This window comes from Paracoccus sp. (in: a-proteobacteria), from assembly GCF_047973135.1.
Lineage (GTDB): Bacteria > Pseudomonadota > Alphaproteobacteria > Rhodobacterales > Rhodobacteraceae > Paracoccus.
On record NZ_JBKEBL010000071.1, the window covers coordinates 1 to 12,287 of the forward strand.

At 65.4% G+C, this 12,287-nt stretch carries 10 protein-coding genes; 5 read left to right on the forward strand and 5 right to left on the reverse strand.

Translation table 11 applies throughout. From position 1 onward, the window contains the following. From ACK5L9_RS06280 to ACK5L9_RS06295, 4 genes are all read right to left on the reverse strand, one after another. Positions 1–495: ATP-binding cassette domain-containing protein (locus ACK5L9_RS06280; protein ID WP_416910612.1), on the reverse strand; the 495-nt coding region annotated here is incomplete at its 3' end. A gap of 30 nt (positions 496–525) precedes the next feature. Continuing rightward, the gene (locus tag ACK5L9_RS06285; RefSeq protein ID WP_416910622.1) at positions 526–1,293 is read right to left on the reverse strand and encodes a substrate-binding domain-containing protein; all 768 of its coding nucleotides are present in this window, start codon (positions 1,291–1,293) and stop codon (positions 526–528) included. A gap of 3 nt (positions 1,294–1,296) precedes the next feature. Further along, a complete protein-coding gene (locus ACK5L9_RS06290) occupies positions 1,297–1,461 on the reverse strand; it encodes a hypothetical protein (RefSeq protein ID WP_416910614.1) in 165 nt (54 codons plus the stop codon). A 112-nt stretch (positions 1,462–1,573) separates the two neighbouring features. After that, positions 1,574–2,554 carry an ABC transporter permease gene (locus tag ACK5L9_RS06295; protein ID WP_416910615.1) on the reverse strand — a complete coding sequence of 327 codons (981 nt, stop codon included), beginning with the start codon at positions 2,552–2,554 and terminating at the stop codon, positions 1,574–1,576. Positions 2,555–2,727: 173 nt separating this feature from the next. Here ACK5L9_RS06295 and ACK5L9_RS06300 point away from each other — a divergent pair, with 173 nt between their 5' ends. From ACK5L9_RS06300 to ACK5L9_RS06320, 5 genes are all read left to right on the forward strand, one after another. Beyond that, entirely contained in the window at positions 2,728–3,549 is an 822-nt protein-coding gene (locus tag ACK5L9_RS06300; RefSeq protein ID WP_416910616.1) for a transketolase, read from the forward strand. Continuing rightward, complete coding sequence (locus tag ACK5L9_RS06305) at positions 3,546–4,505, forward strand: transketolase family protein (protein WP_416910617.1); 960 nt, start codon at positions 3,546–3,548, stop codon at positions 4,503–4,505. The genes ACK5L9_RS06300 and ACK5L9_RS06305 overlap by 4 nt, the downstream gene beginning before the upstream one ends. Positions 4,506–4,508: 3 nt before the next feature. Next, positions 4,509–5,972 (forward strand): FGGY family carbohydrate kinase, encoded by a 1,464-nt coding sequence (locus ACK5L9_RS06310; RefSeq protein ID WP_416910618.1) that lies wholly within the window; start codon positions 4,509–4,511, stop codon positions 5,970–5,972. Between the two features lie 42 nt (positions 5,973–6,014). Beyond that, positions 6,015–6,995 (forward strand): sugar-binding transcriptional regulator, encoded by a 981-nt coding sequence (locus ACK5L9_RS06315; RefSeq protein WP_416910619.1) that lies wholly within the window; start codon positions 6,015–6,017, stop codon positions 6,993–6,995. 578 nt (positions 6,996–7,573) lie between these two features. Next, a complete protein-coding gene (locus tag ACK5L9_RS06320; RefSeq protein WP_416910620.1) occupies positions 7,574–8,035 on the forward strand; it encodes a hypothetical protein in 462 nt (153 codons plus the stop codon). Here ACK5L9_RS06320 and ACK5L9_RS06325 read toward each other — a convergent pair. Next, positions 8,007–11,435 carry an indolepyruvate ferredoxin oxidoreductase family protein gene (locus ACK5L9_RS06325; RefSeq protein WP_416910621.1) on the reverse strand — a complete coding sequence of 1,143 codons (3,429 nt, stop codon included), beginning with the start codon at positions 11,433–11,435 and terminating at the stop codon, positions 8,007–8,009. The genes ACK5L9_RS06320 and ACK5L9_RS06325 overlap by 29 nt on opposite strands. Positions 11,436–12,287: the final 852 nt, after the last annotated feature.

Consider the following 12,287-nt stretch of genomic DNA (forward strand, 5'->3'; position numbering starts at 1 on the left):
GCGCGCGTTCAGCGTCAGCGCCTTGGCGATCTCGATCAGTTGCTGGCTGGCGGTGGGCAGCCCCTCGACCAGTCGGCGGGGCGAGATGTTCAGCCCCAGCCGTTGAAGCCCCTGCCGGGCGCGGCTTTCCATCTCGCGCCGGTCCAGCCTGCCGCCCCGCATGGGATAGCGGCCCACAAAGATGTTTTCGGCGATGGACAGATGCGGCAGCAGCAGCAATTCCTGATGGATCATGCCGACGCCCGCATCTATGGCCTCGCGCGGGCTGGCGGGCGCGTAGGGCGCGCCCTGCCAGGTCATCGTCCCCGAGGATGGCAGCACCGTCCCCGAGATCACATTCGAGACGGTCGATTTCCCCGCCCCGTTTTCCCCCAGCAGCGCCACGACCTCGCCCGGATGGATGTCCAGGTCGATGCCGTGCAGAACCTCGACCGGCCCATAGGATTTGCGGATGCCCCGCAGGGTCAGGATCGGTTGTTTGCCGTCTTGTGCCATGGCGCTGCCTTTCATGTCGGAATGTCGGGATTACGGGTGCTGTTCCACGTATTTCGGCGCATCCTCGCAGGTGGTCAGAACCGCGTTCGGGGTCTGGCGTTCGGGCACGGTTTCGCCCGCCGCGACGGCAATCGCCGAATCCACCGCCATGCGGCCCATCTGCTGCGTGCTTTGGGTGGCGGTCACGATGAACGGGCCTTCGCATTTCGCCAGATATTCCAGCGCCGCGACATCGCCGTCATAGCCGCCGATGATCACCTGATCCGACAGGCGGGCCACATCGGTCGCCTTGGCCGCGCCCATGGCCAGCGCATCGGCCTGACCAAAGATGATCTTCAGGTCTGGATTGGCCTGCAACATGTTCTGGGCGATGGAAAAACCCTCGTCGGGCGACCACATCTGGCTCCATTGTTGGGTGACAAGCTCGATTCCGGGGTTTTCGTCAATGGCGCGCTTGCAGCCGGTAAAGCGGTCCACCTCGGGGGTGGTGCCCTTCTGGCCATGGATGATCGCCATCTTGCCTTCGCCACCGGCCTTTTCGATCAGGAACTTGCAGACCTGATAGGCGGATTCGACGCTTTCGCCCGCGATGAACGTATCGCCCGGTGCGCCGTCGGGCACGCGGTCCACATTGATGACCGGGATCCCCTCGGCGCGGGCAAGGCGCGTCGGCACGGCAGCGGCGGCGGCGCCCGCCGGGATATAGATGAAGGCGTCGATCCCCTGTGTCATCATGTCCTGCACCTGGCTGACCTGAGTCGCAGTGTCGTTCTTGGCATCGACGACGATCAGCTCGATCCCCTATTCATTTGCATAGTTTTCGACACCCATCTTGATCTGGTTGTAGAAATCGGCCTGAAGATTAGGCACCGCGACGCAGATCTTCTTGACTTCATTGGCAAGCGAGGGCGTTGCGAAAGCAACGGTCGCGGCGATGGCAAGCAGCGCCTTGTTGGACAGTTTCATGGAAGTTTCCTCCTCAAGGATGGTGGGCCGACAAAGATCCGGGCCCGATTCAGCCCGGTATGGCGGACTGGCTGTTTCGGGGCGGCGAAACCGCTTCGCCGCCCCGCATTCCCTATTTGCCGCGATGCTTGAAGGTCTCGGCGGCGACTGCCAGCACGATGACCAGACCGATGATAACCGCCTGAAGAAAAGGCGACACGCTCAGCAGGTTCAGCCCGTTGCGCAGCACGCCGATGATCAGAACCCCGATGATCGTGCCGACCACGCCGCCCGATCCGCCCGACAGGCTGGTGCCGCCGATGACGACCGCCGCGATGGCGTCCAGTTCATAGGCCACGCCGGAACTGGGCTGGACAGAGTCCAGACGCGCCGCCAGCAGCACCCCGGCCAATCCCGACAGCGCTGCGCAGGCCGCATAGACCATGACCGTCGCGCGCCGGACATTGATGCCAGCCAGACGCGCGACCTCGGAATTGCCACCGATGGCGTAAAGGATCCGCCCGCCCTCGCGATAGCGCTGGAACAGCACCGCCGCGACAAAGACGATCAGCATGATCGCGACCGTCAGCGTCAGGAACCCGCCATAGCGGATGATCGCGCTCATGTTGAACCATGCCGGAAAGCCGATGATCTGCGAGCCGTTGGTGATCATGTTGGCCAGCCCGCGCGCGATGGACATCATTGCCAGCGTGGCAATGAAGGCGGGCACCTTGAACTCTGTCACCAGCAATCCCGAGATGGTTCCGCAGACCGCCGCCGCGACCAGCGCGCCGCTGATGGCAATGATCATCGGCATTCCCGCCTCGACGTTCAGATAACCCAGAACCATCATCGACAGCGCCAGCACCGAGCCGACCGACAGGTCGATCCCGCCGATCAGGATCACGAAGGTCATGCCGACCGCCATGATTCCCAGCACGGTGATCTGATCCATGATGTTCAGGAAATTCCTGAACGACCAGAAGGAATCGGTGGCAAAGGCCAGAAAGGCGCACAGCAGAACAAGCCCGATCAGCGGCCCCGTTGCCCCGCTAAGCGAGAATAGGTCCGCGAACCGGGACCGGCTGGTCGTTGCCGGGGTCGTCATGGTCATCGCCTCCTCCTGATTGTATAATTATTCATTTGTGATGAAAAATGCTAGCGGTGGCCCGGCGGCATGTCAACAGCAGAGTTCAGCCCCGACCAGACATAATCCCGCGGCCTCGTCTTGACATTCATCGGCTGTGCATGTTTACTATCATACGAATATTTATGCATAGGTGATCCATGGAACCCAACGACCTGCGCCTGCTGGCGAATCGGATCCGTCGCCGCGACCTGAGGGCCGTGTTCGAGGCGGGGGCCGGTCATATCGGCGGAGAGATGTCAGTAACTGACATTCTGACGGCGCTGTATTTCCGCATCCTGTCGGTCGATCCGCAGGCACCCGCCGATCCGCGCCGGGACCGGCTGGTTCTCAGCAAGGGACATACCGCGCTTGCGCTGTATATCGTGCTGTCGGAAAAGGGTTTCATCCCGAAAGAAGAAATCTCGACCTTCCTCAAGCACGATTCACGGCTGAACGGCCATCCGAACCGCGTCAAGGTGCCGGGGGTCGAGACGAATACCGGCCCGTTGGGACACGGGCTGCCGGTCGCCGTGGGCATGGCCAAGGCCGCGCAGCTTGACCGGGCAAGCTGGCGGACCTTCGTGATCACCGGCGACGGCGAGATGCAAGAGGGATCGAACTGGGAGGCGATCATGGCCGCCGCGCAGTTCGGACTGGACAATCTGACCCTGATCATCGACCACAACCGCCTGCAACAGGGCGCAAGGCTGGCCGATACCAACGACCTTGCCCCGCTGCGCCCGAAGCTTGAGGCATTCGGCTGGGCGGTCGAGGAAATCGACGGTCATGACATGGATCAGATCTGCCGCGCGCTGTCGCCCGACGCGATCACTCGAGGCAAGCCGAAATGCGTTGTCGCCCATACCAACAAGGGGCAGGGCATTTCCTTCATGACCGACAACGTCGCCTGGCATCACAAGGTGCCGGACGAAGGACAATACAAGCAGGCCATGGCCGAGCTGGAGGAAGCCGCCCTATGAACATGCCCTTTGAAAGCGCCCGGCTGCATGATTGCCGCGACGCCTTTGTCGCCACGCTGGAGGATCTGGCCGCCGCCGACCCGGATGTGGTCGCCGTCTGCAACGATTCCGTGGGTTCATCCAAATTGGGCGGTTTTCGCGACAGGTTTCCGGATAGGCTGATCAATGTCGGGATCGCCGAGCAGAACATGGTGGGCGTCGGCGCGGGTCTGGCCAATGGCGGCAAGATCCCCTTTGTCTGCGCCGCCGCGCCCTTTCTGACAGGCCGCGCGCTGGAACAGATCAAGGCGGATGTCGCCTATTCGCAGACCAACGTAAAGCTGGTCGGAATCAGTTCCGGCATGGCCTATGGCGAATTGGGCGCGACGCATCACTCGATCGAAGATTTCGCGTGGATCCGTGCCCTGCCGAACATTCCGGTCATTGCCCCCGCCGACCGGATCGAGACCGCCGCCGCCGTCCGTTGGGCGGCCAGCCATCAGGGCGGCTGCTTCCTGCGGCTCAGCCGCGTGGGCGTGCCCGATGTGCTGACTGCGGATCATGAGTTCGAACCGGGCCGCGCCGATCTGCTGCGTGATGGCGGCGACCTGACGATCATCGCCAATGGCGTGCTGACCCACCGTGCCCTGATCGCCGCCGCGATTCTTGATGCGCGCGGAATACAGGCGCGGGTGCTGAACATGGCTACGGTGCGCCCCATCGACGAACAGGCGATCCTGTGGGCAGCGCAACAGACCGGCGCGATCCTGACGGTCGAGGAACACACCGTCTTTGGCGGCCTTGGCAGCGCCGTGGCCGAGGTGGTCGTGGACGGCTGTCCTGTCCCGATGAAGCGTCTGGGCGTGCCGGGGGTCTTTGCGCATACCGCCTCGGCCAACCGGCTGCTGGACGATTTCGGCATGTCGCCCGACGGCATCGCGGACAGCGCGTCCGAATTGCTGGGCAGAAAGGGGTAAGCCATGGCGCAAGGCGTCGTTCTGGCCATCGACGAGGGGACGACGAATTCCAAGGCCGTCCTGATCGACCCGGAGGGTGGGATCGTCGCCAGCGGTTCCGCCCCTGTTCCCATCCGGCATCCGGCGCCCGGCTGGGTTGAACAGGATGCCACGGAAATCTGGTCAGCCACGCGGCAGGCCATCGCCGCCTGCCTGAAATCCGCGCCGCAGGCCCGGATCGTCGCGCTTGGCATCTCGAACCAGCGGGAATCTGTCGTGATCTGGGATCGCCGGACGGGTCAGCCGCTTGGCCCGGTCATAAGCTGGCAATGCCGCCGTACCACCGCCGCCTGCGAGGCGCTGCGCGCCGCCGGTCATGAACCGGGGGTCATCGCCCGCACCGGCCTGCCCATCGACCCGATGTTCCCTCCGACCAAGGCGGCATGGCTGCTGGAGCATCACGGCGAAACCGGCCGCGACATCTGCATCGGCACAGTCGATAGCTGGCTGATCTGGAAATTCTCGGGCGGCAAGGTGCATGCGACCGACCGTTCGAACGCGGCGCGGACGCAATTGTTCAATCTGGCGCAGGGGTGCTGGGACGACGCGTTGTGCGCGCTGTTCGGGATCAACCCGGCAATGCTGCCGCAGGTCCACGATTCGGCGCATCTATTTGGCACTTGCCACGATACGGGCGTGCTGCCCGACGGCATTCCCATCGCCTCGGCCATCGGCGATTCCCATGCGGCGCTGTTTGGACATGCGGCCTTTCAGCCGGGCGATGGCAAGGTGACATTCGGAACCGGTTCCTCGGTCATGACCACCGTGCCGCAATTCATCGCGCCGCCGCGTGGCATCACCACCACCATCGCCTGGTCGCTGAACGGCCGGTCCACCTTTGCCTTCGAGGGCAACATCCTTGTCAGCGCCGCAATCCTGCCCTGGACCGCGACGATGCTGGGTCTGCCCGGTGTCGATGCGCTGCTGGATCTGGCGCGGTCGGCGGACAGCTCGTCCGGCGTCGCGCTGGTGCCCGCGCATGTGGGCCTTGGCTCGCCGCATTGGGCGGCGGATGCGCGCGGGTTGATCTGCGGGCTGACCTTTGGCGCGGGGCCTGCCCATATCGCGCGGGCGGCTGCGGAAAGCACGGCCTTTCAGGTGCGGGACGTGTTTGCCATCATGGAACGCGCAGCAGGCGGCATCGGGCGGCTGTCGGTGGACGGAGGCCCCAGCAGCAACCGCTTCCTGATGCAGATGGTCGCCGACTATCTGGATCACCCGGTCACGCCCTGCCGGAACACCGAGGCCTCGGCCATCGGCGCGGCTTATCTTGCGGGGCTGGCCACGGGGTTCTGGCCCGATCTTGTCGCGCTGGCGCGGCTGGCCAGCCATGACGCGCCCATCGTTCCGGCCATGGATCCCGCAACCCGCCGCGACGGCCTTGAAATCTGGCGAAAAGCGGTTGCCCGGACGGTCCACGATGTATAGCGAATATATATTCACGCCCTGATCGAAAGGTGAAACCGCCGCATGTCCCGCCTGAACGAATTAAGGATGATCGCGCGGGTGGCGCAGATGTATCACATGGACGGCCAGCGGCAGGCCGACATCGCCCGGCATCTGCGCATATCGCAGGCGACGGTGTCCCGGATGCTGAAAAAGGCGCAGGAAGAGGAAATCGTGCGCACCACGGTCGTCGCCCCCTCGGGCACCTATGCCGAGCTTGAGGCCGGGCTGCGCGCAAGCTTTGATCTGTCCGAGGCCATCGTCGTCGAATGTTCCGAGGATCGCGAGGGCGCGATCATGTCGCGCATCGGCGAGGCGGCGGCACATTTTCTTGAGGCAACCTTGCAGGTCGATGAGATCATCGGCGTCTCAAGCTGGTCAGAAACGATCTTGCGCATGGTGGACAATATCCATCCGATGAAATCGGGCAGGGCGAAATATGTCGTCCAGACCCTGGGCGGCATGGGCAACCCCTCGGTCCAGACCCATGCCAACCAGTTGACGACCCGGCTGGCCCGCCTGACCGGGGCCGAGCCGCATCTTCTAAGCGCGCCCGGCGTGGCGCAATCGCGCGAGGCCAAGCTGGTTCTTCTGGGCGACACCTATGTGCGCGAGACCTTTGACCTGTTCAGCAGGATCACCCTTGCCATCGTCGGCATCGGCGCCATCGAACCATCCTCGATGCTGTCGCGCAGCGGCAATGTGTTTTCCTCTCGCGAGCTGGCCGAAATCGAAGAGGCAGGCGGCATCGGCGATATGAGCCTGCGGTTCTTCGATGCCAATGGCGGCTTTGTGAAAACGCCGCTGGACGACAGGGTGATCGGCATGACGCTTGAGGAACTGTCCTCGGTGGACCGGGTGATTGCTCTGGCCGGCGGGCAGTCGAAAACGACAGCGATCCGGGGGGCGCTGCGGACCGGGGTGATTGACCTGCTGGTGACGGACAGGTTCACCGCCGAAAGACTGCTTGGCGCGGAAACGCCGCCCGAGGGCAGGGGGAACTAAGACATGGCGGTACGTCGCGCCCACCCCTGAGCGTGCGTTGCTTGGGCCGTGCGCGCAACAGGTGGGGCCACGAAACCCCGAATGTCCAGCAAATGCTGGGTTTGGGGCGGCACCGGGCGCGGACAGGATGTGCACAGGGGCGGCACAGGGCGTACACCGGCATTTCGATTCCCGCAGGTTGGCGCGACGGAACCGCTGCTGTTTTGCGTCCCGCGGTGGCCGGGGGGATTGCATCCCCCGGACCCCCGGCAAATGCCTGCGGCGCAACGCTTGGTCGCTGGCGGAGAGGTGGTGCCTTCCCGGCGGTGTGCCCCGCCGTGCCATCCACAGGCCGGAGCACGCGCCGAAGGCGCGCCCCCGGCCCGGGCGGCAGCACGCGGGTCGGGCTTTGCCCGGCGCGCATCCCCCTTTCCGTTTGCGCTGCGCTTGCCGGGTCGGGGGCGTGCCGACGTCACGGGCGCGCAGGTTCTGTCGGGGGATCGGGGATTGGCCTTTGCTGCCTCTTGTTCCGGTCATTCGGGGGGCGCATTGTCCGGCTGGACAAATCGGTTTCGGGGCATGCCATAGGGGGTATCACCATGTTCGTTCGGCGTCTGGGTACTGCGATGGGCAGACTGGTTCTGGCGCTGATCAACGCCACGTTGATTCTTGTGGCGCTATGCCTTTGGCTGGGGTTGCGGTTGGGTTCACAGGTGCATGCCGTCACCGAAGATGTCGCGCGGAGTCTGGTGGTCGTCGCACCGCTGGAGCAGCGGCTGGATGGGTTGACGGATGAGATTGCCGGGCTGCGCGGCGATCTGGCGCAAGTGCGGGCGGGGGCGGCCGAGGCCCCGGCCGAGGCTTTGGCGCGGATGCAGGATCGCATGGCTCGGATCGAGGCGGCGGTGGGCGCGGTCTCGGATCAGGCGCGGCAGGCGCTGTCGGATCCCAAGGCGCTGATCGGGCACGGAGTGACGGTCGCCATCAACGGTCTGGGCCAGGAGGCGCGGGATCTGCTGGCCTGTCGGGGCCTCACGCCGCCTGCGGCCGCGACGCGCTGATCGCCGCGCGCAGGCGGGTGCGGCGTTGTTCGGCCTCGGTCGCGTGGCGCGCGCGGACATGGCCATAGCCTCGAATCCGGTCAGGCAGGGACAGCAGGGCAATCACTTCGGCGCTGGCTGCGCGGCGCGCGTGTTCCAGCGCGAAATCAATATCGGCCTCGTAATCGGCCAGCAGGCGGCGGGCCAGTTTCGCCTCGGCACTGTTCCGGAACGGATCCAGCACGGTGCCGCGCAGTCGGCGAAGGCGGGTCATCAGGCCAAAGGCACGCATCATCAGCCCGCCGGGCATGGCCCGCTTGGTCCTGCCGTCGCGCCCGCCCAGAGGCCAGGCGCCAATATGGAAGGTCAGTTTCGGCGTGCCCTCGAACGTGTCGGCCAGCGCGCGCGCAAAGGCGGGCTGCGCATAAAGACGCGCCACCTCCCATTCATCCTTGGGGGCCAACAGCTTGTAATAGCCGCGCGATACCGCCATGGCCGCATCATCCCCCGCCACCCCGCGCACCCGTGCCACCATGTCGGTATAGCGACGGGCAAGGGCGGCATCCTGATAGCCGGTCAGCAGATCCGCCCGATGCGCGATCACCTGATCCAGTGTCAGCGTTTCGGCGCGGGCAGCCGTTGCGGGCAGCATCTCTGCCACGGCATCGGGATCGGCAATGGCCAGACGGCCCAGATCGAAGGCGCGGCGGTTTTCAGCGGGGCGGATGCCGTTCAGATCAATGGCACGCATCAATGCCTGATGCGACAGCGGCAGTGCGCCCTGTTGCCAGCTTGCCCCGATCAGCACCATATTCGCATAGACGGCATCGCCCAGAATCCGCGCGGCCAGCCCCTGCGCATCCAGCGCCCGCGCCCGGTCGCCCAGCAAGCGGGTCAGCCGCGCCATCTGTTCCCCGGCATTCAGCCGCCAGTCGGGATTTCTGGCGAAATCCGAGGTCGGCACCAGCGTGGTATCGGTCACGGCCAGCGCGTGATCCAGATTCAACCGCGACAGGGCCTCATCCCCCGCCGCCACGACCAGATCACAACCGATCAGCGCATTGGCCTCGGCTGCTGCGATGCGGGTCGCGGCCATGTCCTGCGGGGTGCGGGCCATCTTGATATGCGAATGCACCGCGCCGTATTTCTGCGACAGCCCCGTGATGTCCAGATTCGAGCTGAACCAGCCCTCGATATGGGCGGCCACGGCCAGCGTTTGCCCTACCGTCACCACGCCCGCCCCGCCAATCCCCGAGACCAGCACCGCCCATGATCCCCCGACCTTTGGCAAGACCGGCTTGGGCAGGGCACTGGAATCGATGTTGACCACGGCCACCGCCGCGCGTTTCGGCTGCACGCCCGAGACGGTGACGAAGCTGGGGCAAAACCCCTCGACACAGGAAAAATCCTTGTTGCAGGATGATTGGTTGATCACCCGCTTGCGGCCCAAAGCGGTTTCCAGCGGCTCGATCGCCATGCATCCCGACACGGTGGAACAATCGCCGCAACCCTCGCAGACCTCGGGGTTGATAAAGACGCGCCGGTCGGGATCGTCCCATTTGCCGCGCTTGCGCAGGCGGCGACGCTCGGTCGCGCAAGGCTGGTCATAGATGATCGCCGTCACGCCGGGCAGTTCGCGCATCCGCCGCTGCACCGCATCCATCTGGCCGCGCGGGTGCAGGGTGACATTGGCGGGCAGGGTGGCGGCGTGGTATTTGTCCGGCTCGTCCGCGACCAGGGCGACGGCGCGCACACCCTCGGCAAGGATCTGGTCGATCATCCGCAGCGGATCCAGATCGCCATCGACCCGCTGGCCGCCGGTCATCGAGACAAAGCCGTTATACAGCAGCTTGTAGGTGATATTCGCTTCCGAAGCGACAGCGGCCCGGATCGCCAGAAGGCCGGAATGGAAATAGGTTCCATCGCCCATATTCGCAAAGACATGGCCCTCGTCGGTAAAGGGGAACTGGCCCAGCCAGGCCGCACCTTCACCGCCCATCTGGGTGATCGAGTTGGTCTTTTGCGGATCGCGGAACACCGCCATCGTGTGACAGCCGATCCCCGCAAGCGCCCGGCTGCCATCGGGCACCTGCGTCGAACGCCCATGCGGACAGCCCGCGCAGAACGAAGGCATCCGCAGCGCCCCCGGCTTGTCCAGCGGCGGCGTACCCCCGGCAGCATTGGGCACCGAGACCGGCGCGGCAGGGTCCAGATCGGTAATCGCGCGGGTCAGGACGGAACGGATCAGCGCCGGGTCAAATTCTCCGAAATTCGGAAAGGCGGTCTCGCCCGCGTCATGGGCATAGACCTGCCCGGCGAAAGTCTTGCCGATGATGCGCGGCGTGCCGTCCTGCCCATACAGGCAAGCGCGGATCTGATCCTCAAGAAACGGGCGCTTTTCTTCGACTACGACAATGGTTTCAAGGCCCTGCGCGAATTGCCGGACCATGGCGTCGTCCAGCGGCCAGGCCGCGCCGACTTTCAGCAGCCGCATCCCCATCCCGGCCAGATACTGCCCGTCCCAACCCATCCCGGCCAGCGCCTGCGACAGATCCTGCCATGACTTGCCCGCCGCCACGACCCCGATCCGGGCGTCATCGGCACCCGAGATCCGGTTCAGCCCGTTGGCGCGGATATAGTCCAGCGCGCGGGCGATGCGGCCATCGTAAAGCAACCGCTCTTGTTCCAGAATGGGGGTGAAGGGGGTGATGCCCTGACGCGGCGCGGCCTCGGGCAGCACGATGCGCGGCTGATCGGGGCCGACCCGAACCGAGCCGCCCCCCTCGATCACATCCGTCACCAGCTTCATCCCCGCCAGACAGCCCGCATACCGGCTGAGCGCGATGCCATGCAGCCCGTAATCCAGAACCTCTTGCGCATTGGCCGGGGCCAGCAGCGGAATGCCTGCCGAGACGAAATTATAGTCGGAATAGCAAGCCACGGTCGAGGATTTCGCCCCGTGATCGTCACCCACCAGCAACAGCGAACCACCCTTGGGGTTGGTGCCCGCGAAATTCGAATGCCGGATCGGATCCATCGCGCGATCCATGCCCGGCGCCTTGCCATACCAGATCGAGAACACCCCCTCGACCCGCGCGCCGGGAAACAGCCCGACCATCTGGCTGCCCCATGTGGCGGTCGCGGCCAGATCCTCGTTCACGCCGGGCTGGAAAACAATGCCATGCGCCTGCAACGCCTCGCGGGCCTGCCACAGCTCCATGTCATAGCGCCCGATGGGCGAACCGCGATACCCCGAGATATAGCCGCCGGTGTTCAGCCCCGCCGCCTGATCCCGCTTGCGCTGCTGGATCGGCAACCGCACCAGCGCCTGCATCCCTGTCATATAGACCCAACCCTCGTCTCTGGTCAGGCGATCCGACAGGTCGAAATCAAGGCGTTTGCTGGCCGGTTGGTCAAGCATGGCAAGGGCTCCGGTGTTTTGCAGCAGTCTAAGCCGCCGCGCACGCGATTGCCAATCGTTGCGCAGCGGAACATGCGGGGATCCGGGGACATTGCCGTCGGCACAAGCCCCGCGCAGGACATGAAGCCGCCGTTTCAAGCGGCAAAGGCCGAGGGGCCCCGCGCCACCGCCGCGCAATGCCAGCGACCTCGTGCGACTTCAGCGCTGCAAGGATTGCGTCCCGCGGTGGCCGGGGGGGCTATGCGCCCCCCGGACCCCCGGCATAAGCCTGCGGCGGGCGGAGTGCGTGGCGGACGGGGTGGGAATGGGGGACAGGTTGCCCCTGCATGCGCCGCATCGACACCGGCAGGGGCAGCTTGTCAGCAGGTGCATGCGGCCGATCATCCCGTCCGGTCACGGCTGCCCGCAGACCGGCCGCGCGCCGAAGGCGCGCCTCCGGCCCGGGCGGCAGCACGCGGGTCGGGCTTTGCCCGGCCCGCACCCCCCTTTCCGCCTGCGCTGCGCTTGCCGGGCCGGGGGCGTGCCGCAGTGAAAGCAAACAGGCGCTGTCAGTTGCGTGGCAGTCCCGGCCCGGAGGTGAAGGCGACTGTTGTGTTGGTCGTTGCCGTTGGAACCGGCTGCGTGAAGGAGGGCAGGGCCTTAGGGATCGGGGATCGGCCTCTGGCACCCCACCGGATCACCGCTGATTTGCGTCCCGCGATGGCCGGGGAGGATATGTGTCCCCCGGACCCCCGGCATAAGATTGCGGCGGGCGGGGTGCGTGGAGGACGGGGTGGGAATGGCGGACAGGTTGCCCCTGCAGGCGCCGCATCGACACCGGCGGGGGCAGCTTGTCAGCAGGTGCATGCGGCC